This window comes from Alteromonas gracilis (genome assembly GCF_036870955.2).
Lineage (GTDB): Bacteria > Pseudomonadota > Gammaproteobacteria > Enterobacterales > Alteromonadaceae > Alteromonas > Alteromonas gracilis_A.
On sequence record NZ_CP145482.2, the window covers coordinates 1,549,643 to 1,574,650 of the forward strand.

The following is a 25,008-nucleotide window of genomic DNA, read 5'->3' on the forward strand; positions in this document are numbered from 1 at the left end:
CAGAATAATTTCCAGAAACTATTCGTAGTTTTTGGTCAATGCCTAATTAGAAAAACGTTTGGAGGTAGGCATGAGCGATAATCGCGACGTGCAGGCAGAACAAGAGAATACAGTAGATGAAACTGTGCAAGCGGCGGATGCGCAGGTTGACGCAGAAGCGGTTGAGGGTGCTGACGCACCGCTTGATGAAAACGCACAGCGTATTTACGAGCTAGAAACTGCATTGTCTGAGGCGCAAGCCACAGTAAAAGAACAGCAAGACAGTGTACTTCGTGCCAGAGCCGACGCTGAAAATGCCCGTCGTCGTGCGGACGGTGAAGTAGAAAAAGCGCGCAAGTTTGCGCTAGAACGCTTTGCTGGTGAGCTTCTTCCGGTTATCGATAACCTAGAGCGTGCTATCGAAATGACCGATGCTGAGAACGAAGCTGTGAAGCCGTTGTTGGAAGGCGTGGAAATGACCCACAAAAATTTCCTAAGCACTATTGAGAAATTCGGATTAAGCCTTATTGATCCGCAGGGCGAAACCTTCAACCCTGATTTGCATCAGGCAATGTCGATGCAAGAAAGCGCAGACCACGAGCCAAACACGGTAATGGCGGTTATGCAAAAGGGTTATCAAATTAACGGCCGACTGCTGCGTCCTGCCATGGTAATGGTATCGCGCGCACCAAGCGGCGGTGTGGATACGCAAGCGTAATGTACGCTTTTTGCGACAAACACACAAAAATGTCAGTTTTTTTACTGACAACTATTGAAAAAATTGGGGAATAACCCCACTAAAAGTGCAGAATTAAGAAACTTTTTCGGAGACACGAAATGGGTAGAATCATTGGTATCGACTTAGGTACAACGAATTCATGTGTCGCAGTTCTAGACGGCGACAAACCTCGCGTAATTGAAAACGCGGAAGGCGATCGTACAACCCCTTCAATCATCGCTTATACAAACGATGGTGAAACACTTGTAGGTCAATCAGCGAAGCGTCAGGCAGTAACAAACCCTGAAAACACCTTATTCGCTATCAAGCGTTTAATTGGTCGTCGCTTCCAAGACAAAGAAGTACAGCGTGACATCGACATCATGCCTTTCAAAATTGTAGGCGCTGATAATGGTGATGCGTGGGTAGAAGCGAAAGGCGAGAAAATGGCGCCACCGCAGATCTCTGCTGAAGTACTTAAGAAAATGAAGAAGACCGCTGAAGACTATCTAGGCGAAGAAGTGACTGGCGCAGTTATCACTGTACCTACTTACTTCAACGACTCTCAGCGTCAAGCGACAAAAGATGCGGGTCGTATCGCAGGTCTTGAAGTTAAGCGTATTATCAACGAGCCGACTGCTGCTGCTCTTGCTTACGGCATGGACAAGAAGCAAGGCGACAACGTTGTTGCGGTATACGACTTAGGTGGTGGTACATTTGATATCTCTATCATCGAAATTGATGAAGTAGATGGCGAGCACACGTTTGAAGTACTAGCGACTAACGGTGACACACACCTTGGTGGTGAAGACTTCGATAACCGTGTTATCAACTACCTAGTTGAAGAGTTCAAGAAAGATCAAGGCATCGACCTTCGTAAAGATCCGCTAGCTATGCAGCGTCTTAAAGAAGCGGGCGAGAAAGCCAAAATCGAACTTTCTTCTTCACAACAGACAGAAGTTAACCTGCCTTACATCACTGCTGATGCAACAGGTCCTAAGCACTTAGCGATTAAGCTTACTCGTGCAAAACTTGAGTCGTTGGTTGAAGACCTTGTGAAGAACTCACTACAGCCGCTTAAGCAAGCGCTAGCTGACTCAGACCTATCTGTAGGCGACATCAACGACATCATCCTTGTGGGTGGTCAAACACGTATGCCACTTGTACAGAAGTATGTTACTGAGTTCTTTGGCAAAGAGCCACGCAAAGACGTTAACCCTGATGAAGCAGTAGCAGTAGGTGCGGCAATTCAAGGTGGTGTACTTTCTGGTGATGTTAAAGACGTACTACTTCTAGACGTTACGCCTCTGTCTCTCGGTATTGAGACAATGGGTGGTGTAATGACTGCGCTTATTGAGAAGAACACGACTATCCCTACTAAGAAGTCACAAACGTTCTCGACAGCGGAAGACAACCAGTCTGCGGTAACAGTACACGTACTACAAGGTGAGCGTAAGCAGTCAAGCGGCAACAAGTCTCTTGGCCAGTTTAACCTTGAAGGTATTCGTCCAGCAGCGCGCGGTGTACCGCAAATCGAAGTAACGTTCGACCTTGATGCTGACGGTATCCTACACGTGTCTGCGAAAGACAAAGACACAGGTAAAGAGCAGAAGATCACTATCAAAGCTTCTTCAGGCCTAAGCGATGAAGAAGTAGAAAAAATGGTAGCAGACGCAGAAGCGAACAAAGAAGCGGATGCGAAGTTTGAAGAACTAATTCAAGCGCGTAACCAAGCAGATGGTATGATCCACGCTACACGTAAGCAGCTTGAAGAAGTCGGCGATGCATTAAGTGCAGAAGACAAAGCGCCTATCGAAGAAGCCCTTACTGCTCTTGAAACAGCGTCTAAAGGCGAAGACAAAGCGGAAATCGAAGCGAAAACGCAAGAACTTATTCAAGCGTCTAGCAAGCTGATGGAAGCTGCGCAAGCACAACAAGCGGCCGCTGGTGGCGCTGAAGGTGCTGAGCAACAAGCGTCTGGTAAAGCAGATAACGACGTTGTTGACGCTGAGTTCGAAGAAGTCAAAGACGACGATAAAAAGTAAGCTGTTGCGAAAGGCCCACTGTACAGTGAGTGGGCTGTTTTTAGCAGTTCAGGCGCAGCAGGAATTTCTTGTTGCGCCTTTGTTGTGTAAATGACTTGGAACATTTAATTGCAAAGTCAGGTTGTTTTCACAACAGTGAGATGTAGATTCGATAGGCACAATGGGTCTGTCGACAAAATGTAGGATAAGTGAACGATATGTCTAAACGTGACTACTACGAAGTACTCGGTGTAGATAAGAGCGCAGGCGAACGCGAAATTAAAAAAGCGTATAAAAAGCTTGCGATGAAGTATCACCCAGACCGTACACAAGGCGACAAAGCACTGGAAGATAAGTTTAAAGAAATCCAGGAAGCCTACGAAATTCTGTCAGATTCGCAAAAACGTGCCGCTTACGACCAGTATGGTCACGCAGGTGTAGATCCAAATCGCGGTGGCGGTGGCTTCGGCGGCGGTGCCGACTTTGGTGATATCTTCGGTGACGTATTCGGCGATATCTTTGGTGGTGGCGGTCGTGGCGGCCGTCAATCACGTGCTCGCCAAGGCTCAGACCTTCGTTACAACTTAGAATTAACGCTTGAAGAAGCTGTACGTGGTAAGAGCGTCGATATACGCGTACCTACGTTAGTTGAATGTGAAGTCTGTGATGGTTCAGGCGCGAAGAAAGGTTCTTCACCTAAAACGTGCCCAACCTGTCATGGTAATGGCCAAGTGCAAATGCGTCAGGGCTTTTTCGCGGTACAGCAGACATGTCCAACGTGTGGCGGTAAAGGCAAGATCATTGAAGACCCCTGTGATAGCTGTCACGGCCATGGTCGCAAAGAAAAAACCAAAACCCTCAACGTTAAAATTCCAGCGGGCGTTGACACAGGCGACCGTATTCGTCTTTCTGGAGAAGGTGAAGCTGGCGAAAACGGCGCACCAGCAGGTGATCTTTACGTTCAAGTGCACGTGCGCGACCACGAAATTTTTCAGCGTGATGGGAACAACCTGTACTGTGAAGTACCGCTAAGCTTTACAACTGCTGCACTGGGTGGTGAGCTAGAAGTGCCAACACTTGATGGCAAAGTTAAGCTTAAAATAAGCCCAGAGACGCAAACTGGCCGAATGTTCCGCTTGCGCGGAAAAGGCGTTAAGTCAGTACGCAGTGGTGCCATGGGCGACTTGATGTGTAAGGTTGTGGTGGAAACACCTGTGAACTTATCGTCACGTCAAAAAGAGTTACTGCAAGAGCTTGAAGACTCTGTTGGCAAGGCTTCTGGCAAGCACAGTCCAAAAGCTCAAGGCTTTTTCGACGGTGTGAAAAAGTTCTTTGACGACTTAACTAATTAAGTCTCACTTATATAACGATGGTCAGCGTAGTGATTTTTCATTTCGCTGACCACGTTTCCTCTTTGAACATTCCTTTGTGCTTTTCCTAGCACGTTTAAAACAAAATCTTTCTTTGATACTGTAATACGGTAATTACGGATAATTCATAGCCCAGAAGGATTTTGCAATGGCGAAGTTACTATTTTATATAGGCACCTTTTTACTACTCGTAGTGGTTGGTGGTGCAATCGTTTTCTCAAACTACAGCGCAAGATTTGGCAAGGTGGGCGATAAATGTGTCGACAACGTTGAAACTAGCCAAATGCAATACTGCGTTAAATACGAATTTGAGTACCTTACACTCACCACCAGCTTCAAACAGCCAAATGGCGACGACGTCTCATTCTGGTAAACCCTCATATTTAATTTATGCCGTCGCTGTCAATCAGAGTGTTAGTAGTGATTTTGCCGCAAAGAAAACTAAAAGCGGTCAAAGTGGTGCAGAGTTAACGTTTATTGCGAGTTTTCCAACCAGAGCACTGAAAGGCTTCAGGGATGCAGTGAGAACGTTTTTCGAATCCACGGGTTCGAGTATGAGACCACAATGCAGAATAGCCTTTAACGGCGATGAAGCAATGATGCAAGCTGAAGTCTCTTGTTAATAATATCCGTTAGGTTTGGCTTTGGGGTGAATTGACCAATGTTTAACACCCATTGTCCTGATTTACCTGTGCTTTCATCTCAGCATTGCACATTAGCGCTTGTGCTAAACAAAAAACTTAGTCACGATGAAAGTATATTATTACCGAGTTTCGTTTTTTAAGCGAACCGTAACCAAGTGAAAAATAAACCTAAAGGGAACAGGCATGAGACGTTTTTCAAAACTAATGGTAGCCGCAGCCTCTGCAGCAACGCTAATTTCAAGTACCGTAGTTGCAAGCGAAGTAACCGAAGCTTCTTCGGCAAAACACGCGAAGGCAGCGACGCAGTATCGCCAAGCAGTTTTTCAACTAGTAAGAAGTAACATGGGGCCACTAGGCGGCATGGCCAAAGGAGCGTTGCCATTTGATGAAAGCGTAATGCAAACCAATGCAGTTCGTCTCGAGCAGCTCGCCGACATGATGGGTGATTATTTGTCAGTAGATACGCGAAAATTTAAAGTGAAAACGGGTGCTAAGGATGACATTTGGGAAAACTTCTCTGATGTTGAAAAGAAGGTGATGGCGCTTAAAACTGCTGCGCAAGGTTTAAAAGCTGCAGTAAAAGCAGGCGATGAAAGCGCATATCGTGGTGCCATTGGCAAAATTGGCGCAAGTTGTAAGTCTTGCCACGATGATTATAAAAAAGACTAGTTAAAGCATCACTTTTTTAGTGGTGTAATTTTGTATATTTTACGGTGTTTTAGTAAAAGGGGCTTGCCAAATGACAAGCCCCTTTTGTGTTTATAAGCCTGAAGTCTTATACGCAAAATTGGCCAATCCGTTATAGGGTGTTTTAAAACCCTACAATGGATTTGGTTATGACTTATAAGAATGAATATGTTGCCTCTACTCAATCACCAGATGAATTCTGGTTAGATAAAGCGAATGCATTAGCCTGGTTCAGTAAACCTCAAGTGGGTTGCTCGCCCTCATCAAACGGGTATTACGATTGGTTCAAGGGAGGCAAGCTTAATACTAGCTATTTGGCGTTAGACCATCACGTAAAAGAAGGGCGCGGTGACAAAACGGCGCTTATCTACGATTCTCCGGTAACCAATACGGTTACTCACTATACGTACAACGAGTTATTAGCGCAGGTGGCAACGTTCGCTGGCGCGCTGACACGATTGCAGGTAGAGAAGGGGGATCGCGTTATTATTTACATGCCAATGATTCCGCAAGCGGCTATTGCGATGTTGGCCTGCGCGCGAATAGGAGCCATCCACTCTGTTGTATTTGGCGGATTTGCTTCAAATGAGCTTGCCGTAAGAATTGATGACGCAGCGCCTAAGTACATCATCACCGCATCGTGCGGTATTGAAGGCAAGAAACTTTTACCCTATAAGCCTCTTGTCGACGAGGCGATTCAACAGGCTACACACAAGCCCAATGGATGCATCCTTTTTCAACGTCCTCAGCACAAAGCGAAGCTTGAAACAGGTTACGATCATGATTGGCAGTATTTGATGACGACAAGCAAGCCAGTAGATGCTACTCCCCTTGATGCGACAGACCCACTTTACGTGTTGTATACATCAGGAACGACAGGCAAACCAAAAGGCGTTGTTCGCGATAATGGAGGCCATGCCGTAGCACTTCACTATTCTATGCAAGCTGTTTATGGTATTTCAAGCGATGACGTTTTTTGGGCTGCTTCTGATGTAGGGTGGGTTGTTGGACACTCATATATTGTTTATGGCCCTTTGATAAAAGGCGCTACCACCGTTATGTACGAGGGGAAATAGGGTGGGGACACCTGATGCTGGGGCATTTTGGCGGATGGTAGACACGCACAAAATAAACGTGTTGTTTGCTGCGCCAACCGCGTTTCGTGCTATTCGAAAGGAAGATCCTGAAGCCCTTAGAATTTCAGACTACGATATTTCAAGTTTAAGAACCCTATTTATGGCAGGAGAAAGGCTCGACCCGCCAACGTACTACTGGGCGCACGAAAAAGTAGGGGTGCCTGTTATTGATCACTGGTGGCAAACCGAGACAGGTTGGCCAATATGCTCAAACCCCGTGGGTATAGAAGTGATGCCAACGAAACCTGGTTCATCTAGTGTGCCCACGCCTGGCTTCAATGTGCAAGTATTACAAAGCGCTACGCAAGCCCAAGGTGCAGGCGAAAAAGGTGCAATTGCTATTCAATTGCCACTTCCTCCAGGCTGTCTGCAAACTATTTGGCAAGATCATGCGCGTTTTGTTGATGGTTACCTGCGTGAATTTGAAGGGTATTACAGCACCTAGGTGACAACGGCTATATAGATGATGATGGCTTTGTTTTCATCATGGGTCGCACCGATGATGTAATTAATGTCGCAGGCCACAGGCTTTCAACGGGCGAAATGGAAGAGGTACTCGCTGCGCATCCCGCCATTGCCGAATGCAGTGTTATTGGTATTCATGACACCTTAAAAGGTCAAATGCCGGTGGGCCTGGTGTTATTAAAAGATGGTGTGAGCATAGATGAAAAGCAGTTAGAGCAAGAGCTTATAGCTAGTGTTAGACAAGCAATTGGCCCAGTCGCAAGTTTTAAGCGAGCCATTGTCGTGCCAAGGCTGCCTAAAACTCGCTCAGGTAAAATCTTGCGAAAACTCCTTCGGCAAATCGCCGCTAACGAGTCTGTGACTATTCCCTCAACAATTGATGATCCGGCTAGCGTAAGTGAAATAACCAATCTAATGTTAGAAAAAGGGCTTGTGGTCGAGCCCCAATCTTAATAATAGTAATACTCACCTAAGCATCAGGTGTCGGTGGGTATACTTCTATTGCTACATATACCAATACCGCCGCAATAATGGCGACAATGAGCGCCAAGCGCACGCGAGAATGAAAAATGCCTAAGTCACGGGTTTCCTTGCCACCATCTATCATTGGTTGAACAAGGTTTTGCTTTTTATAAACGCCATAAAAGCTGATAGCCAGTATGTGTAGGCCAATAACATAAAGCAAAACGTCAAAAGCCAGGTGATGTATGGTATTCATCCATTCAAGTACATCTTCACTAGCAAGTTGTCTGTAAGGACCGTCAAGAAATACATCGTCGGTCATAAATAGGCCAGAAACAGCCTGAACGGCGACTAACGCTAGCATCACGATAACAAACCATCCGCCTAAAGGGTTGTGTCCGAGCGATGGGGGCGTATCGCGACGAAACAATGTTTTGGCGTATTGAAATACTGCTTTAGGGCCTTTAACAAAGCTAGAAAACTTCGCGTGCTGCGTGCCTACTAGCCCCCAAAGCACTCTAAATACAATGAGAAATAATGTGAAGTAGCCAATGTAAAAATGCCATTCAATAGCATTATCTAACCATTCGGCTGTAACATACTGAGCAAATAGGCTCAGCACTAATAACCAGTGAAAAAAACGAGTGGGTAAATCCCAAATAAGCACCTTATCCATAGCGAAATCTAACTTCTTAATATTACTTTTTAATAACCTTTATAGTACTTCAGAGTGCGCCAAAGTGCGCTGCAAGTAAACTGGTTTTACGAGCAGGTCTTCTCATTGTTTTATCGGTTTCCTGGGAAGCCGTGCGTCGCCCCAGGCAAATCATATATTCATTGCAATAGTTAACGTATTTGGCACAATGCCCTCAAGTTTGAAGGTTATATATAGTGTAAGAACAATAATGAAAGTAGGATTATTTGGCGCCAATGGGCGTATGGGAAGAGTGCTGATTGAAGCACTAGATTTAAGCGACAATGCCGAATTGAGCGTTGCTACTGTTCGTGATGATTCGCCTTGGGTTGGAATGAACGTTGGTGAATTAGCAGGAATTGGCAAAAAAACGGTCGATTGTAGCGCCGTGTCATCACTTTCTGGCAGTGATGCAGATGTGATGATTGATTTTACGCTACCTTCTGTGATTGAAAGCAATCTAGCTTGGTGTGTTGAAAACAATATGCCAGTGGTTATAGGCACAACGGGTTTAAATGAAGCGCAGCTAGCTGCACTTGATGAGGCCGCAAAACACATTCCCATTGTTTTTGCAGCAAACTACAGTGTAGGCGTTAACTTGATGCTATCTCTTGTGCGTCAAGCCGCAAGCGTACTGGGTAATACTGCCGACATCGAGATTACCGAAGCGCATCACAGATTCAAGCAAGACGCACCTTCAGGCACTGCAATGGCAATTGGTGAAGCTATTGCTGATGAGCTTGGCAGAGATCTTAAGACGTGTGCAGTCTATGGAAGAGAAGGTAAAGAGCCTGAGCGAGATCAAGGCACTATAGGTTTTGCTACTGTGCGCGCAGGTGACATTGTGGGTGAGCATACAGCACTTTTCGCCGACATTGGTGAACGACTAGAAATAACACACAAGGCATCAAGTCGATTAACTTTCGCAAAAGGTGCGGTTCATGCCGCACAGTGGTTGTATGGTAAGGAACCTGGTCTATACTCCATGGTGGATGTACTCAACTTAAAGGTGTAATGCGTGAACGTTTAAGACCTATAGACGGTGTCGAGAGCATGCTGTTCGATTTGGACTTAAACTAAAGTTGCACTATTAATGAGCAATAAGCCGTACTTTCGATGGTTCTGAGCAAAAAAGGTGATAAAAGCGTTATTTTGATAAATTATTGCAAATAAATTTGCCATTTTCGATGAGTGATGTATACTCGCCGGAATTTGCCAGAATTTCGTATTCTTAAGCCTTAAAAATGGCTGAAGAGTGCGGTTTTATTAGCTGCAAAGATCGTAAAACGGGATGTGTTGTTATCAATAACTCCCGTTTTTTGTGGGGTTTGTGCAAAAAACTGCACAAACACATAGTTATCCTTAATCTGGAGGTTGACTTGGCTAATTCTGCCCTTTTGGTGTTAGAGGATGGTTCTGTTTTTAAAGGTACGGCGATAGGCGCTACAGGCTCCGCCGTCGGGGAAGTCGTTTTTAATACTTCCATGACTGGCTATCAAGAAATTCTCACCGACCCATCCTACGCTGAACAAATCATCACCCTTACTTATCCACACATTGGCAACACCTGCACTAACGACGAAGACGTTGAAGCAGATAAAATCTGGTCAAAAGGTCTTATCATTCGTGACCTACCTCTTGTTGCTAGTAACTTTCGTCAACAGCAAACATTGTCTGAATACCTAAAAGCGAAAGGCGTTGTGGGTATTGCTGATATAGATACACGTCGTTTAACGCGTATCTTACGAGACAAAGGTGCACAAAATGGCTGCATCATTTGTACTGATGAATTAGACGAGTCGAGCGCATTAGCGCAAGCAAAAGCTTTCCCTGGCCTTAAAGGCATGGACTTGGCAAAAGTAGTTAGCATTACTGAGCCAAAAACATGGACTGAAGGTAGCTGGGAACTTGGTAAAGGTTATGTCACGCCAAGTGAAACAAAATACCACGTTGTAGCTTACGATTTTGGTGTTAAAAACAACATTCTTCGCATGCTTGCTGACCGCGGTTGTAAAGTAACTTTGGTACCTGCACAAACGCCTGCTGAAGATGTGTTAGCCATGAACCCAGATGGCGTATTCCTATCAAATGGCCCGGGCGACCCTGAGCCTTGTGATTACGCGATTAAGGCTATTAAAACCATTGTTGAGACTGGCATTCCTGTTTTCGGAATCTGTCTTGGTCACCAGCTACTTGCACTAGCAAGTGGTGCAACAACAGTGAAAATGAAATTCGGTCACCATGGTGCAAACCACCCGGTTAAAGACCTCAAGCGTAATGTAGTTATGATCACCAGCCAAAACCACGGTTTCGCTGTTGATGAGTCTAGCCTGCCAGATAACCTAGAAGTAACTCACATTTCGTTGTTCGACAAGTCGTTGCAAGGTATTCACCGCACCGACAAGCCTGCGTTTAGCTTCCAAGGTCACCCTGAAGCCAGCCCAGGTCCACATGAAGCGGCACCGTTATTCGACCACTTCATTGAACTCATTGAACAACACAAGCAGTAGGAATTAGCCCGCTATGCCAAAACGTACCGACATAAAAAGTATTCTTATCATTGGTGCTGGCCCTATTGTTATTGGCCAGGCTTGTGAATTTGACTATTCAGGCGCGCAAGCGTGTAAAGCCCTTCGCGAAGAAGGCTACCGTGTTATTTTGGTGAACTCTAATCCAGCCACCATTATGACCGACCCAGAAATGGCAGATGCAACGTACATCGAGCCAATTCACTGGGAAGTAGTGCGCAAGATTATTGAAAAAGAACGTCCAGACGCGATCCTTCCAACTATGGGTGGTCAAACGGCACTTAACTGTGCGTTAGACTTAGACAAACATGGTGTTTTGGAAGAATTCGGTTGTGAGCTTATCGGTGCGACGGCAGATGCTATCGATAAAGCGGAAAACCGCGAGCGTTTTGACCAAGCGATGAAAAACATCGGCCTTGAATGTCCACGTGCAGAAATTGCGCACAGCATGGATGAAGCCCATGATGTTCTTAGCCGCATTGGTTTCCCTTGTATTATTCGCCCGTCTTTCACTATGGGCGGAACCTATGGCGGTATTGCTTATAACATTGATGAATTCAATGAAATTTGCCACCGCGGCCTTGACCTTTCTCCTACCAGCGAACTGCTTATTGATGAGTCGTTACTAGGCTGGAAAGAATACGAAATGGAAGTAGTACGCGACAAAGCAGACAACTGCATTATTGTATGTACTATTGAAAACTTTGACCCTATGGGTGTTCACACCGGTGACTCTATCACCGTGGCACCAGCACAGACGCTAACCGACAAAGAATTCCAAATTATGCGTAATGCCGCCATGGCAGTATTGCGTGAAATTGGTGTTGAAACCTATGGTTCAAACGTGCAGTTTGGTGTAGACCCTAAATCAGGTCGCATGGTGATTATCGAGATGAACCCGCGTGTATCGCGTTCATCTGCGCTAGCGTCTAAAGCGACGGGTTTCCCAATTGCAAAAGTGGCAGCTAAGCTTGCGGTAGGCTACACGCTAGATGAGCTAGCTAATGACATCACTGGGGGTCTAACTCCAGCATCGTTCGAGCCGTCAATTGATTACGTAGTCACTAAGATTCCACGCTTCAACTTTGAGAAGTTCGCTTAGTGCTAACGACCGTCTTACTACCCAAATGAAGTCGGTAGGCGAGGTTATGGCAATTGGTCGTAACCAGCAAGAGTCTTTGCAAAAAGCCCTTCGCGGCCTAGAAGTAGGCGCAACGGGTCTTAACCCAATGGTTGACCTTGACGACCCGGAGTCGCGTAATAAAGTTGTTTACGAGCTACGCCAGCCTGGCGCAGAGCGTATTTGGTATATTGGCGATGCGTTCCGCATGGGTATGACGGTTGAAGAAGTATTCAACCTTACCAACATCGACCGTTGGTACTTGGTACAGCTTGAAGACCTTATCCTTCTTGAAGCTAAAGTGGCCGAACTTGGTTTACCGGGCATCGATGCAGACCTAATGCGTTCGCTTAAGCGTAAAGGTTTCTCTGATGCGCGTCTTGCTGAACTTACCAAAGTAGCAGAAAGTGATGTACGTGAAACGCGCCGTGGCTTTGGCATTTCACCAGTGTACAAGCGAGTTGATACCTGTGCGGCAGAGTTTTCGACCAGCACGGCTTACATGTACTCAACGTATGACGAAGAGTGTGAAGCAGCGCCAACAGACAATGACAAAATTATGGTATTGGGCGGTGGTCCAAACCGTATCGGTCAGGGTATCGAATTCGATTACTGCTGCGTACACGCGGCGCTATCTATGCGCGAAGACGGCTACGAAACTATCATGGTTAACTGTAACCCTGAGACGGTTTCAACTGACTATGACACGTCAGATCGTCTATACTTCGAACCCGTAACCCTTGAAGACGTGCTTGAGATTGTAGCGAAAGAAAATCCGAAAGGCGTTATCGTGCAGTACGGTGGTCAAACACCACTTAAACTAGCACGCGCACTTGAAGCGGCTGGCGTACCAATTATTGGTACCTCACCGGAAGCCATTGACCGTGCTGAGGACCGTGAGCGCTTCCAGCAAATGGTGAACAAGCTTAACCTTAAGCAGCCAGCTAACGCGACGGTGACTAACGTTGAGCAAGCCCTTGCGATGGCTGAAGAAATTGGCTTCCCGCTAGTTGTTCGCCCAAGTTACGTACTAGGTGGTCGCGCGATGGAAATCGTGTACGACATTAAAGACCTTAAGCGTTACTTAAACGAAGCGGTAAAAGTGTCTAACGACGCCCCTGTATTACTTGACCGTTTCCTAGACGATGCTATTGAAGTTGATATCGACGCGATTTGCGACGGTAAAGAAGTGGTTATCGGCGGAATTATGGAGCACATCGAACAAGCGGGTGTTCACTCTGGTGATTCTGCATGTTCACTGCCTCCGCACTCTCTGTCTAAAGAGATTCAGGACGTAATGCGCGAGCAAGTGAAAGCCATGGCGCTTGAGCTTGGCGTGGTTGGCTTAATGAATACACAGTTCGCTATTAAAGATGGTGAAGTGTATCTAATTGAAGTAAACCCGCGCGCTGCGCGTACTGTTCCGTTTGTGTCTAAAGCGACGGGTATTCCTCTTGCGAAAGTTGCGGCACGCGCAATGGCAGGGGTTAGCTTGGCAGAGCAGGGCTTGACCGAAGAAGTGATACCGCCTTTCTACTCTGTAAAAGAAGTGGTACTACCGTTCGCTAAGTTCCAAGGCGTTGACCCACTACTAGGCCCAGAAATGCGCTCTACGGGTGAGGTTATGGGTGTGGGCGATACATTTGAAGAAGCGTATGCTAAAGCTAACTTAGGCGCTAGGTGCTCCGCTTCCTAAAGAGGGTAAGGCTCTTATCTCGGTTCGTGATAATGACAAACCTCGTATGATTGAACTGGCTAAAGCACTTGTAGATGCTGGCTTCAAAATTGAAGCGACACGCGGTACAGCAACTACGCTATATGATGCAGGCATCATGAGCACTGTTGTGAATAAAATGTCTGAAGGTCGTCCAAACATAGTTGATGCAATCAAAAACGGTGAATACGCATACTTGATTAACACAACAGAAGGTCGACAAGCCATTACCGATTCGGTGTACATTCGTCGTGAAGCGTTACTTAATAAAGTAACCTACACAACAACCATGAACGCTGCATTTGCGACTATTCGTGCAAAATCGGCTGATGACCGCAATAAAGTGGCGTCTGTTCAAGAACTGCACGCCAGAATCAAACACTGATGACATACGCTAGGATACGAGGTATCCTAGTTGTATTACATTTATGTGAATGAATAAAAAGTGCGCCTACGCGGCGCACTTTTCAGTTTAAAATAACTAGCTAGGCGAGACTGTATTCATGAGTCAGTATCCAATGACTGCGCGTGGCGCTCAAATGCTGCGTGACGAACTAAACGAACTTAAAACTAAAACCCGTCCGCGTATTATCGAATCTATTGCTGAAGCGCGCGAGCACGGTGACCTTAAAGAAAATGCTGAGTACCATGCAGCTAGAGAGCAGCAAAGCTTCTGTGAAGGTCGAATTCAAGATATTGAAGGCAAGCTTTCTAATGCCCAAATCATCGACGTCACCAAGATGGAAAATACAGGTAAGGTCATCTTCGGTACAACTGTAACTATCCTAAATGTTGATACAGAAGAAGAAACAACGTATCGCATAGTTGGCGATGATGAAGCTGATATTAAGAACAACCTCATTTCTGTTAATTCGCCGATTGCACGCGGCTTAATTGGAAAAGAGCTTGATGATATGGTGAACATCCAAACCCCGGCAGGGACAGTAGAAGTTGAGATAATTGAAGTAGAATATATCTAATTCCACCACAACGTAACTTCATGCAAAAAACGCCACTAATTCACTATTAGTGGCGTTTTTTTATATTTATACCTAAATAAAATAATAATTTAATCATTCCATATCTCTCTTTTTAAATTACCGCCTATACTTTTTTAGTGACAAATAAGTGGGTTATCAACCGACTTACACACTTGGCGCTTCGTATTTGATGTGACAGGGAAAAATGAAAATAAATAACGAGAGCTTGGTGTTGATAGGTATACCCAGCAGTTATACCTAGCACATCGTCGAGCTTCTTGCGCATACAGCAGTTACTACTTTTTAGCCGTGCTCAACAGAGTCATCTAGATAACTTGCGCTTAGTCGAACAAAGGGAGGAGTATATTTTGATGCTCATTAATCGACTTTCTGTCGTCCAATTAACACTGCTTGGCACGGGGACGTTGTTTCTTTCTATTGCTTTTTTAGCATTCAAAGATATCAATCAATCAAGATATGAAATGGTTAATGCGCAGTTAGATACTGAACTGGTATCACTGGTATCTGCCGTAGAGCGCGTTGCTCATCACCATGCCGTTGAGCGGGGGTTAACAGCAGGTTTCCTAGGCAATCCTACTGAGGCATCCCGTTCAAAAGTAGCGCAACAACGGCAAAAAGCCGACGAGTCGATAAACACGTTGCGTGCGCTGGCTAGACAAGAATGGCCTGAAGAGCTTCAAATAAACAACATACTTAGCCCACTGAATAAATGGGAAAGCGAGAAGGGAAATGTTCGAGCACAAGTTGATGACCTCAATGGTAAGAAAGCGTTCGCCTATTACAGCGGGCTTAATAGCCGTGCATTGAATGCTGCAAATTCGTTTACTTTGTTGGTGTCTGACAGCAGCGCCAAACGCTACTTAACACAAGGCTTGTTACTTGCTCAAATGAAAGAGAAGTTGGGGCAGCGAAGAGGGAAGATGAATGCGGTACTGTCAAAGCGCGCCATCAGTGAAGCGGTGAGAGATGAAATAGAAAGCTATAGCCGTGATATTACTTACCTTACGGATAAATTATTGCTGAACCTAGAAGGTGCTCTACTTTCTCAACTCAATTCTCTCTCAACAAGCAGTGTGTCCACGCAAATTAATAATATAACTGATAGTGCGCTTCAGGATACGCCAGATTTTGATGCACTTCCTACAAGTGCGCAGTGGTTTGCGTTGGCCACAGAGCAGATTGGTCAAGTCGCCAAAATATTGGGCAGCGTTTTTGAACAAGTTAAGACTGATGCGGATGAAAAGGCTAATAACGCGTATACAGCACTGATCGTAACTATTGCAATGGTTATAGTGGTAGTGATCTTCATTGGTGTTATTTACAAGGCACTGATTGGTATTATTACTAATCAGTTGAGGGTCTTAGTGACAAACCTAGATAAAATTGCGGCGCAAGGCGACTTAACTATAGATGTAAGCATGAGCACCAGTAATGAGTTAGGTGAGATATCCCGTTCGGTTAATACCACCATTCTCGCTTTGCGTGATCTTGTGAAAGGCTTAGGCACATCAATAGCGACAAGTACGCGTTTATCAGGCCAGCTTGAAAAAGCCAGTAGTGAAATGCTAGGTGACGCTGGCCGAACACAACAATTGACGGCCAATATTGCTTCTGCCATTGAAGAAGTCGCGGTCACCAGCCGTGAGATTGCACGATCGTCGCTAGAAACGCTCAGCGCGAGTAAGCAGTTAGATGTATTGGCTAATCAATCGCTGAAAGCGAATGAAAACATAAGAAACAGCATGGAGATGCTCTCTGATGACATAAAGGGCGTGCAGCGAAATGCTTAAGCGAAATGGAAATGAAGGTTGGAGAAATTACCACCATACTAGAAACCATCAATACACTGTCTGATCAAACAAATTTACTTGCCTTAAATGCTGCCATTGAAGCGGCTAGGGCGGGAGAGCACGGACGGGGCTTTGCTGTAGTAGCAGACGAGGTACGTAAACTTGCTCAAAGCAGCCGAGAGTCATCAGATAAAATTTCAACATTACTTTCGAGTTTACGAGAAGCTAGCGTAGTAGTTGTCAATGACATCAATAAAAACGTTGAATCAATTACCAACTCAATGGAAACAACCGCCGAAGGCCGTAAGACCGCAGAACAAGTCAAAGAGGCTGCTGGAAACGTGGAAGATATGGCAAACAATATGTCTTCCGCTGCGGAGCAACAATCCGTTACCACAGAAGAAATTGCCAAAGAGTTGGTGACCGTTGAAGAAGCGGCCCGTCATGAAGTGGATATTGCACAGAACCTTTCAAACCTGTCTGGAGAGATGCAAGCGAATAATCAACTATTGCAACATACAATAGATGGATTTAAAGCCGACTAAGTTTACCGGGAGAGCGTGTTAACCTTTGCGTTAGCGTAGCGACAGTACTCTCTTGGGATTATTGAAACGTGCACAGAGAATGTCGACATGCTCTTAATGTGATACTAAGAAAGTATCGCATATCGTCTCATAATTCGTTAAAAATAGGGAAAGAGTTAATAGGGTTTGCAATAACATGGCTGATATCGAGACGTTAGAATCGAAGGTGGTATATCAAAATAAATGGCTAACTGTTCGGGAAGACAAAATACGCCGTAAAAGCGGTGCTGAAGGTATTTATGGCGTGGTAGAAAAGCCTGACTTTGCCATCATTTTACCAGTCGATAACGATACGGTGTACATGGTAGAACAATATCGCTACACCATTTCAGAACGCCAGCTTGAACTGCCCCAAGGCGCTTGGGAAAGCAATCCAGACGCAGATCCAGCCTTGTTAGCTGCGGGAGAGTTAAAAGAAGAAACCGGAATGACTGCACAAGAAATGATTTATGTAGGGTTTCAATATCTTGCCTATGGCTTTTGCAATCAGGGGTATCATATTTATGTAGCTAAAGGATTGAGTCAAGGTGAGCAACAGTTAGACGCTGAAGAAGAAGATTTGCGCATAGTGCCAGTACCGCTTGACGAACTTCGTGAGAAGATTATAAATGGAGATATAAAAGATGCGAGTACCTGTAATGCGTTCGGTCTAGCGTCACTAAAAGGAGTAATTTGAATATTCCTTTACACTTTTGGGTCTTTGCATTGTTTCAAAAGCAGGGTAGCATGGAGAAAAACTCAGGAGTTAAGTTGTGGAATATAAAGGACAATTTCTTGTTACAGGTTGGGATGAAAACACACTTTCAGAAAAAACTGATGGTGTTAAAACATCTCATGCATCCGTTTCACAGGCTTACTCTGGTGATATGGCTGGTGAGTCCAGCGTCGAATTTCTCATGAGCTATCAATCTCAAACTCAGGCAACTTTTGTTGGTTTTGAGTCGTTTGTAGGGGCGATTAATGGGTTACGTGGAACGGTAACGCTTCAACATAGCGGACAGTTTGTTAATGGTGTTGCAAGTAGTGAGTTTGTTGCTGTTGCATCGTCTGCCACGGGTGAATTAGTGGGTAAGGTTATTGCTGGCCATTTTCAGTCTGGTGAAAGTGGTAAAGCAAACTATACGCTTACACTTTCTTAGTGCTCTTAGAGGTAGAAAACATCTGCTTTGGCAGCACACAAAAATACGGCGCCTGTGAGGCGCCGCAAAAAGTTGGGAAACAATCCAAGAATATTCAGTTATTAGCTTTCAATTAGTCGAGAGCCTATTTCTATTTGACGTGGTTTCTTGGCTTCCGGAATGACTCGCTCCATATCGATGTGTAATAAGCCATTTTCCATATCAGCCGCCAGCACTTTTACGTGATCGCCAAGCTGGAATTTACGTTCAAAATTACGTTCAGAAATTCCTTTATGTAAGAACTTTCGTTCTGCACCTTCTTTTTCTTCAGCTTTCTTTGAACCCGTGATAGTTAACGTGTTCTCTTCAACCTGAATCGATACATCATCTTTGCTAAAGCCAGCAATGGCCATAGTAACGCGATATTTGTCATCGCCTAATAATTCGATGTTGTAAGGTGGATAGGTGCTTTGCTTCTCTGCGCGAGATGCAGCGTCAATAAGTGAAGCAAGGTGGTCTGAACCGATGAAAGAACGGTAAAGTGGAGATAGATCGATAGTACGCATAGTCATATCCTCAAAATAAAGCAATATGTTAAAAATAATGTGCCCCGACATTGCGGCGGCGTTTTTGTCGACCTGACCTTTCAGCGCCGACAAAGTATATATAGGACTGACAATTTTCTTTTCAATGTTAATTTCTTAAAAAAATGACAAAAAGAACGGTAAAAAATTTATGTCATTGATTTTATTTTGTTTTTGTTGGTCTAATTTTTTGTTTGCTATTGAAAAGGCTTTTGAACCACAAAGCTGCGGCACGTGAACGGGATTAAGACATGTTGTTAAATGCGCCTAAGCTAGCTTGAACTATTATAAAAAAAATGGTGCGACTGCAGATTACAAGAGGGAGCGAAAAGCCGCTCGGAAAGTGACAAAGACCTTAACAAAAACAAGTGTATGCGATGTTTTTTATAGAATATTTAGCATAACGTTAACCAACGTCTCTGATTATAAATGCTACAATTTAAAGCAAGAATATGTCTTAACACTTTGTTTAAACAGCCAAATGAAAAAAGAAGTTATCGTTTTAAATTGCGGCAGCTCGTCAGTGAAGTTCGCCATCATCGATGCAGACAATGGCGAGGCCTAGGTCTGTCAGGTATTGCTGAAAGTTTGGGAAACTCAGATGCAAGTGTTTCCTATAAGATTAACGGTGAAAAAGTAACACAGCCGTTGGGCGAAAACGCGGGCCACACTCAGGCGCTCGATGCCATTCAGCAAATCATTGCTAAAACGGGGGTGTCGCCTATCGCAATTGGACACCGCGTTGTTCACGGTGGCGAGAAGTTCAAGCAAGCCGCCTTAGTAAATGATGAAGTTCTCAGCGCGATAGAGGACTACGCTAGCATGGCGCCACTTCATAATATGGCTAACTTAAGTGGCATTGTGACTGCGCAAGCGGCTTATCCCGATCTGCCGCACGTTGCCGTGTTTGATACATCCTTTTTCCAAAGTATGCCGAAAAAAGCATTTGTCTATGCTCTGCCTATTTCGCTATACGAAGACCATGGAATCCGCCGTTATGGTTTTCACGGCACTAGCCACAAATTTATTCTCGATAGTACAGCGTCGCTATTAAACAAGCCTGTATCGCAAACAAGTATTATTAGTGCTCACCTTGGTAATGGTTGCAGTGTTTCTGCTATTGAGCAAGGTAAAGCGGTTGATACGAGCCTCGGTTTTACGCCCCTTGAAGGATTGGTGATGGGCACGCGCTGTGGTGATTTAGACCCTTCATTACCTGGTACGCTGCAAAAAAAGCTGGGTAAGACGGCGGAAGAAATAAACGACCTTCTTAATAAACAATCTGGCCTGCTGGGGATTTCTAACCTAAGTAATGACTGCCGGACGCTCGAAGAGGCAGCGCTTAACGGGCATGACGGCGCGAAGCTGGCTATTGAGATATTTTGTTATCGGTTAGCAAAATACATCTCAAGCTACATGATAAGTGTGCCAAGTCTTGATGCAATTGTGTTTACAGGTGGGATTGGTGAGAACTCTTCGCTTATTCGTGAAACGACAATGGCGTACTTTGCACATTTTGGTATTGGGTTAGACGAACAGTTGAACCTTGACGCGCGCTTTGGCAAAGGCGGTAAAATTTCGACTACCTCATCACCTACGTCAATCTTTGTTGTGCCTACCAATGAAGAATGGGTAATTGCGGCTGAAGCAGCTACGTTCGCTTAAATCTTTTAATACACTTTACGTGCCGTCTGCATTTCGCGCGGCACACGCAGGAGTAACTATGTCTCGCAGAATAATGCTGATACCTGTTGGTACTAGTGTCGGGCTAACTACGGTCAGCATGGGCCTTGTTCGCGCCATTGAAGAACAGGGTATTAAGCTAAACTTCTATAAACCTGTCGCCCAGCCAAGAAAAGGGGACAATGGAGAAGAGCGCTCAACGGCGATTATTTCACATCATGCGAGCGTGTCGCCAATCACGCCATTCTCTCTCGATTACGTAGAACGAATGATCAGCGGTGATAATACCGACGAGCTTCTTGAAGAAATCATTGAAAGGTTCGAGGCAAACAGCGAGCAAGAAGCGGTTACGATCATTGAGGGCCTTGTAACAACGCGGCACCACCCTTATGCCGAGCGCTTGAACTTAGAGATCAGTCGCGCGCTTGACGCTGATATTGTGTTTGTCGCAGTTCCTGGAAACGACAGCATCACTGACTTAAACCATCGTCTTGAAATTGTTGTCGATACATACGGCGGACATAAAAGTAAGAAAGTCGTTGGCTGTATCTTCAATAAAGTGAATGCTCCTTTTGATGAGCACGGGCGACTGCGCGCTGATATTGGTGCCATTGAATCTCCAGAACACGACGAAGCAAGAACACAAGCGCTTCGTGAACTGCCAATATTCAAGAAAGGTTTGAGCCTTTTGGGGACCATTGACTGGAGTGCAGACTTAGTCTCTCCAAGGGCGGCTGACGTCGCTAAGCATTTGAATGCGACATTGCTTAATGAAGGTGATTTAGCCGTTCGTCGCTTGAGCAGTGTTTCATTTTGTGCTCGTGAAATTCATAACATGACGCATACCCTAAAACCAGGGGCGCTGCTGGTAATGTCAGGCGACAGAGGGGACGTCTTCGTGTCTTGCTGCCTTGCGGCACTTAACGGTACAAAGCTTGGCGCCTTGCTGTTGACTGGTGGTTATGAGCCCGACGAAAACATTATGGCACTATGTAGCCAAGCTATGGAAACCGGGCTGCCTGTCATGCTTGTTAACACGAATACATGGCAAACTGCGCAGAGCCTGCATGCATTTAACCAAGAAGTCCCGGTTGACGATAGCCAGCGTATCGAAAAAGTAATGGTTCACACTGCCGAAAGCTTGGATGCTAGCTGGGTAACATCACTCACGCAAAAAGTGTCGCGCCAGAAAAAATTGTCACCTTCGGCATTTCGTTTCTACTTGACGAATCGCGCTAGACAGGTCAATAAACGCATTGTTTTACCTGAAGGTAATGAGCCCCGTACTGTTGTGGCCGCTTCTATTTGTGCAAATCGCGGGCTGGCACGTCCGGTCTTGTTGGGTGATGAAGTTGAAATTCGCCGAGTGGCTGAGCAACAAGGTGTTGTGTTGGGTGAGGGCGTCGAAATCTTATCACCGGACAATATCAAGCAAGATTATGTTGCTGGCTTGGTGAAGCTTCGTGGCCACAAAGGAGTGACAGAAGTGGTTGCCAACGAATTGTTGGCCGACAATGTTACCCTTGGCACTATGATGCTTCAGCAAGATGATGTCGATGGACTGGTTTCAGGTGCAGTAAATACTACAGCCAACACTATTCGACCTGCGTTGCAATTAATTAAAACTGCACACAATGCTTCGCTGGTGTCTTCAGTATTTTTTATGCTGTTGCCTGATCAAGTGTTGGTTTACGGTGACTGTGCTATTAATCCTGACCCTGACGCAAAACAGCTCGCTGACATTGCTATACAATCAGCCACTTCTGCTCAGATGTTTGGTATTGAACCTCGTGTAGCGATGATTAGTTACAGTACGGGTACGTCCGGAGCGGGGAGCGATGTTGAAAAAGTACGCGAAGCAACCAAAATTGCTCAGCAGCTTCGCCCTGATTTATTAATAGACGGGCCGCTTCAGTATGACGCTGCTGCTATTGAAAGTGTTGGCAAAAGTAAAGCGCCAAACAGCCCAGTAGCAGGCAAAGCCAACGTGTTTGTGTTTCCTGACCTTAACACGGGTAACACAACATACAAAGCCGTACAAAGAAGCTTTGACTTAGTTTGTATAGGTCCTATGCTGCAAGGTATGAGAAAACCAGTTAACGACTTGAGCCGCGGGGCCCTAGTTGATGATATTGTATTTACTATTGCCTTGACCGCGATACAAGCTGTAGGTGCATAGACCTTATGGCAGCTTTTTGGCTATTATGATTGGCGGCGTATAAAGAGGGCGCCGCCAAACAAAGCAATGACAAGCAACCACACACCTAAATCCTGAAGGTGGTAGTAAGGCGTAAGGCCAGTGGTTGCAACCACTGGTGCCGTTATGCTGCCCACTTCAAATTGAGGAAGCACATCAGTCACGTTTCCTTTGTAGTCAATAAAAGCTGTTATGCCGTTATTGGTCGCTCTTAACACTGGTCGTCCTAGTTCAAGCGCACGCATTTGTGCTATCTGAAGGTGCTGGCCAGGACCATGAGAGCGGCCAAACCAAGCATCATTACTGACAGTGATAATCATGTCTGTATCACTGTATACATTTGCCAGAACCTGTCTTGGAAAAGCAATTTCAAAACAAATTGCTGGGGCAAGCTTTATGCCGTTCGCCTCTAAATTTGGTTGAACAAACTTACCCCGTGAAAACGAAGACATGGGTAAGTCAAACAACGGAGCCAACGGCCGTAGCCAATCTTCAAAAGGTACAAACTCGCCGACTGGGAGTAGGTGGTGTTTGGAAAAGCGATTGTTATGAAAGTACTGATAGTCAGGGTAAGCGGCATCAGAACTGCGTTTACCCAGAACAATAAGGTTATTCCAAGCCTCATCGGTTTCCCAATTGTAATTAACAATTCCAGTTATAAGAGCGGTGTTCTCGTTGAAAGCTCGCTCGTTTACTTTGGCCAAAAAAGGCTGAGCAAGGGGCTCTAATTTCGGCACCGCCGCTTCTGGCCATATTATCAAATCATTGTCCCAGAGGCTTTCTGTCAAATTCCAGTAGGTTTGCATTGTCGGGGCATCTTGTTCTGGCACCCATCGCAGGCTTTGCGCAATATTTCCCTGAGCCATACCCACGGAGTAGGTGTGTTTTGGTACAACCCAAGCGTGCTGTTTAAGCACGAAACCTGCGACAAACAGACAGGTAGTGACAAGGGCTGCATTAAACAACGTGCGTTTAGTATGAGCTATTGCAAACAATGTGGCGCTTATAACAAGCAAGGCTGTAATTCCCGTCTCCCCTATAATCGGAGCAAACCCACTCAATGGGCTTTCAAATTGGCTATAGCCAAGGGAGAGCCAAGGAAAACCAGACAGCATCCAGCTTCTTAGCCACTCGGCTAACGTCCAAAAGAAAGGTAGCGCTAGGGGCCATAACTGTGGCGCAAAATACCTTGCTGTCAACTTGGTGGCTAGCGCAGGATAAAGCGCCAGATAGCCACACAGCAGTGCCATAAGGCCAATTGATGCAATGAGCGGTAATCCACCGAAGTCAGCAATGCTGACATGTACCCAGCTTACACCTGCACCAAACCAACCCGCGCCAAACAGCCAACCTGCCATAAAAGGCTTGTGCTTTAGCTTTAATACTTGGCGAAGCGCCAAAGCCAGAGCTGGGATAGTGAGCAGCCAGAGATTGAAAGGCGCAAATGCAAGGGTAAGGCTGGCACCACTCAAAATAAGAAGTAGGTGAGGAATAAAGCGTTTCAACATGATGGTAGGCACATACCTGTGTTTTGGGCGTTAAAAACGAGCCGAGTATAGATACGCAGTTAATGTAATATTTGTCTGGCAAAGACAACCCGCAATCACACTAAGCCGTGCACCTACTTGTTGTCTTGCCACAAATGATCACTCTAACGATGGTACAGATACTTTTAATTGAATAAGCCTGCGCTTGTCTGAGTTTGTCACCTTAAACTGAATATCGTTAATTGTAATCTCGTCGTTAGTCTCTGGCATATGACCAAACGCTTTCAGAACGATACCGCCTATGGTGTCGGCTTCTTCTTCGCTAAATGTACTTTCAAAAAACTCGTTAAAGTCGTCTACTGGCGTTAGCGCTTTTACTGAGTACGTTGACTTATTAAGAGGGCGGATGTCATCAGTGCCGTCTTCTTCTGTATCGTATTCATCTTCGATTTCGCCGACGATTAGCTCAAGAATATCTTCAATGGTGACAAGCCCTGATACGCCACCATACTCATCAACGACTATTGCCATATGGTAGCGCTGTTGGCGAAATTCCTTAAGAAGTACGTCTACGCGTTTGCTCTCAGGGACAATAACAGCGGGTCGCAAAATATCGCGAAGGTTGAACTCTTTTTCGGCGTTAAACGCAAACGACAAAAGATCTTTCGCAAGTAAAATGCCTTCAATATGGTCTTTGTCTTCACTGATTACAGGAAAACGAGAATGGGCAGATTCAAGCATAACAGGTAAAAATTCTTCTACCTTTTGCTCTATATCGATGGTGGTCATTTGAGCGCGAGGGATCATGATATCTCTCACTCGCATTTCATTTACCCCAATTACCCCTTCAATCATTTCACGGGTTTGTGGGTCAATGATTTCGTTTTGCTCGGCATCAGTGATCACTGATACCAACTCTTCTTTACTTCTCGGCTCGCCAGAAATTGAATTCTTTAGTTTATCTAACCAACTCTTGCCTGATGAGCCGTTGGTAGAGTGAGGATTATCGTCGCTCATAATGTC

The 25,008-nt window shown here is 45.3% G+C and carries 17 protein-coding genes and 4 pseudogenes; 17 read left to right on the top strand and 4 right to left on the bottom strand.

All coding sequences use genetic code 11. The features are described 5' to 3' along the window. The first annotated feature begins 70 nt into the window (after positions 1-70). From grpE to V6N89_RS07510, 7 genes and pseudogenes are all read left to right on the top strand, one after another. Positions 71-697, top strand: a complete 627-nt coding sequence (grpE, locus tag V6N89_RS07480) for a nucleotide exchange factor GrpE (protein ID WP_346993604.1) — start codon at positions 71-73, stop codon at positions 695-697. 119 nt (positions 698-816) lie between these two features. Continuing rightward, positions 817-2,742 carry a molecular chaperone DnaK gene (dnaK, locus tag V6N89_RS07485; protein WP_338517014.1) on the top strand — a complete coding sequence of 642 codons (1,926 nt, stop codon included), beginning with the start codon at positions 817-819 and terminating at the stop codon, positions 2,740-2,742. A 197-nt stretch (positions 2,743-2,939) separates the two neighbouring features. Beyond that, positions 2,940-4,073, top strand: a complete 1,134-nt coding sequence (dnaJ, locus tag V6N89_RS07490; protein ID WP_338517015.1) for a molecular chaperone DnaJ — start codon at positions 2,940-2,942, stop codon at positions 4,071-4,073. A gap of 166 nt (positions 4,074-4,239) precedes the next feature. After that, positions 4,240-4,464 (top strand): hypothetical protein, encoded by a 225-nt coding sequence (locus V6N89_RS07495; protein ID WP_338517016.1) that lies wholly within the window; start codon positions 4,240-4,242, stop codon positions 4,462-4,464. Continuing rightward, on the top strand, positions 4,439-4,714 hold the full coding sequence (locus V6N89_RS07500; RefSeq protein WP_346993605.1) for a hypothetical protein: 276 nt from the start codon (positions 4,439-4,441) through the stop codon (positions 4,712-4,714). Before V6N89_RS07495 ends, V6N89_RS07500 begins: the two co-directional genes overlap by 26 nt. A gap of 204 nt (positions 4,715-4,918) precedes the next feature. Further along, positions 4,919-5,404, top strand: a complete 486-nt coding sequence (locus V6N89_RS07505) for a c-type cytochrome (RefSeq protein WP_338517017.1) — start codon at positions 4,919-4,921, stop codon at positions 5,402-5,404. Positions 5,405-5,571: 167 nt separating this feature from the next. Continuing rightward, positions 5,572-7,476, top strand: a pseudogene (locus V6N89_RS07510) (propionyl-CoA synthetase). Positions 7,477-7,492: 16 nt separating this feature from the next. On the opposite strand, the gene V6N89_RS07515 reads toward V6N89_RS07510, so the two are convergent. After that, positions 7,493-8,161, bottom strand: a complete 669-nt coding sequence (locus tag V6N89_RS07515; protein WP_338517018.1) for a cytochrome b/b6 domain-containing protein — start codon at positions 8,159-8,161, stop codon at positions 7,493-7,495. Positions 8,162-8,390: 229 nt separating this feature from the next. Here V6N89_RS07515 and dapB point away from each other — a divergent pair, with 229 nt between their 5' ends. The 8 genes and pseudogenes from dapB (at position 8,391) to V6N89_RS07555 (ending at position 18,055) form a co-directional block, all read left to right on the top strand. Beyond that, positions 8,391-9,194 (top strand): 4-hydroxy-tetrahydrodipicolinate reductase, encoded by an 804-nt coding sequence (dapB, locus tag V6N89_RS07520; RefSeq protein ID WP_338517019.1) that lies wholly within the window; start codon positions 8,391-8,393, stop codon positions 9,192-9,194. A gap of 364 nt (positions 9,195-9,558) precedes the next feature. Further along, the gene (gene carA, locus V6N89_RS07525) at positions 9,559-10,689 is read left to right on the top strand and encodes a glutamine-hydrolyzing carbamoyl-phosphate synthase small subunit (RefSeq protein ID WP_346993606.1); all 1,131 of its coding nucleotides are present in this window, start codon (positions 9,559-9,561) and stop codon (positions 10,687-10,689) included. Positions 10,690-10,702: 13 nt separating this feature from the next. Beyond that, positions 10,703-13,926, top strand: a pseudogene (gene carB / locus V6N89_RS07530) (carbamoyl-phosphate synthase large subunit). A 118-nt stretch (positions 13,927-14,044) separates the two neighbouring features. Beyond that, the gene (gene greA, locus V6N89_RS07535) at positions 14,045-14,521 is read left to right on the top strand and encodes a transcription elongation factor GreA (RefSeq protein WP_338517020.1); all 477 of its coding nucleotides are present in this window, start codon (positions 14,045-14,047) and stop codon (positions 14,519-14,521) included. A gap of 371 nt (positions 14,522-14,892) precedes the next feature. Then, positions 14,893-16,332: a methyl-accepting chemotaxis protein gene (locus tag V6N89_RS07540; protein WP_338520238.1), complete on the top strand. Its 1,440-nt coding sequence runs from the start codon at positions 14,893-14,895 to the stop codon at positions 16,330-16,332. A 53-nt stretch (positions 16,333-16,385) separates the two neighbouring features. Beyond that, a pseudogene (locus V6N89_RS07545) lies at positions 16,386-16,877 on the top strand (methyl-accepting chemotaxis protein); the annotation flags it as partial. A gap of 175 nt (positions 16,878-17,052) precedes the next feature. Next, entirely contained in the window at positions 17,053-17,592 is a 540-nt protein-coding gene (locus V6N89_RS07550; protein ID WP_338517022.1) for an NUDIX hydrolase, read from the top strand. Between the two features lie 76 nt (positions 17,593-17,668). After that, positions 17,669-18,055 carry a DUF3224 domain-containing protein gene (locus tag V6N89_RS07555; protein ID WP_338517023.1) on the top strand — a complete coding sequence of 129 codons (387 nt, stop codon included), beginning with the start codon at positions 17,669-17,671 and terminating at the stop codon, positions 18,053-18,055. A gap of 101 nt (positions 18,056-18,156) precedes the next feature. On the opposite strand, the gene V6N89_RS07560 is transcribed toward V6N89_RS07555, so the two are convergent. Continuing rightward, positions 18,157-18,600: an Hsp20 family protein gene (locus tag V6N89_RS07560; protein WP_338517024.1), complete on the bottom strand. Its 444-nt coding sequence runs from the start codon at positions 18,598-18,600 to the stop codon at positions 18,157-18,159. Positions 18,601-19,099: 499 nt separating this feature from the next. Here V6N89_RS07560 and V6N89_RS07565 point away from each other — a divergent pair. Then, positions 19,100-20,283 (top strand): annotated as a pseudogene (locus V6N89_RS07565) (acetate kinase). Between the two features lie 58 nt (positions 20,284-20,341). After that, a complete protein-coding gene (gene pta, locus V6N89_RS07570) occupies positions 20,342-22,480 on the top strand; it encodes a phosphate acetyltransferase (protein ID WP_346993608.1) in 2,139 nt (712 codons plus the stop codon). A gap of 23 nt (positions 22,481-22,503) precedes the next feature. Here the strand turns inward: pta and lnt are convergent, their stop codons facing one another. Together lnt and corC are read right to left on the bottom strand one after the other, a co-directional pair. Further along, positions 22,504-24,006, bottom strand: coding sequence for an apolipoprotein N-acyltransferase (lnt, locus tag V6N89_RS07575; RefSeq protein WP_338517026.1), 1,503 nt, complete (start codon positions 24,004-24,006; stop codon positions 22,504-22,506). Between the two features lie 138 nt (positions 24,007-24,144). Then, complete coding sequence (corC, locus tag V6N89_RS07580; protein WP_338517027.1) at positions 24,145-25,002, bottom strand: CNNM family magnesium/cobalt transport protein CorC; 858 nt, start codon at positions 25,000-25,002, stop codon at positions 24,145-24,147. Between the last annotated feature and the right edge of the window lie 6 nt (positions 25,003-25,008).

What these genes read in the sequence shown, in the direction of transcription:
- grpE (WP_346993604.1), top strand. Translation starts at nt 71, where the DNA reads ATGAGCGATAATCGCGACGTGCAGGCAGAACAAGAGAATACAGTAGAT.
- dnaK (WP_338517014.1), top strand. Translation starts at nt 817, where the DNA reads ATGGGTAGAATCATTGGTATCGACTTAGGTACAACGAATTCATGTGTC.
- dnaJ (WP_338517015.1), top strand. Translation starts at nt 2,940, where the DNA reads ATGTCTAAACGTGACTACTACGAAGTACTCGGTGTAGATAAGAGCGCA.
- V6N89_RS07495 (WP_338517016.1), top strand. Translation starts at nt 4,240, where the DNA reads ATGGCGAAGTTACTATTTTATATAGGCACCTTTTTACTACTCGTAGTG.
- V6N89_RS07500 (WP_346993605.1), top strand. Translation starts at nt 4,439, where the DNA reads ATGGCGACGACGTCTCATTCTGGTAAACCCTCATATTTAATTTATGCC.
- V6N89_RS07505 (WP_338517017.1), top strand. Translation starts at nt 4,919, where the DNA reads ATGAGACGTTTTTCAAAACTAATGGTAGCCGCAGCCTCTGCAGCAACG.
- V6N89_RS07515 (WP_338517018.1), bottom strand. Translation starts at nt 8,161, where the DNA reads ATGGATAAGGTGCTTATTTGGGATTTACCCACTCGTTTTTTTCACTGG.
- dapB (WP_338517019.1), top strand. Translation starts at nt 8,391, where the DNA reads ATGAAAGTAGGATTATTTGGCGCCAATGGGCGTATGGGAAGAGTGCTG.
- greA (WP_338517020.1), top strand. Translation starts at nt 14,045, where the DNA reads ATGAGTCAGTATCCAATGACTGCGCGTGGCGCTCAAATGCTGCGTGAC.
- V6N89_RS07540 (WP_338520238.1), top strand. Translation starts at nt 14,893, where the DNA reads ATGCTCATTAATCGACTTTCTGTCGTCCAATTAACACTGCTTGGCACG.
- V6N89_RS07550 (WP_338517022.1), top strand. Translation starts at nt 17,053, where the DNA reads ATGGCTGATATCGAGACGTTAGAATCGAAGGTGGTATATCAAAATAAA.
- V6N89_RS07560 (WP_338517024.1), bottom strand. Translation starts at nt 18,600, where the DNA reads ATGCGTACTATCGATCTATCTCCACTTTACCGTTCTTTCATCGGTTCA.
- pta (WP_346993608.1), top strand. Translation starts at nt 20,342, where the DNA reads ATGTCTCGCAGAATAATGCTGATACCTGTTGGTACTAGTGTCGGGCTA.
- lnt (WP_338517026.1), bottom strand. Translation starts at nt 24,006, where the DNA reads ATGTTGAAACGCTTTATTCCTCACCTACTTCTTATTTTGAGTGGTGCC.
- corC (WP_338517027.1), bottom strand. Translation starts at nt 25,002, where the DNA reads ATGAGCGACGATAATCCTCACTCTACCAACGGCTCATCAGGCAAGAGT.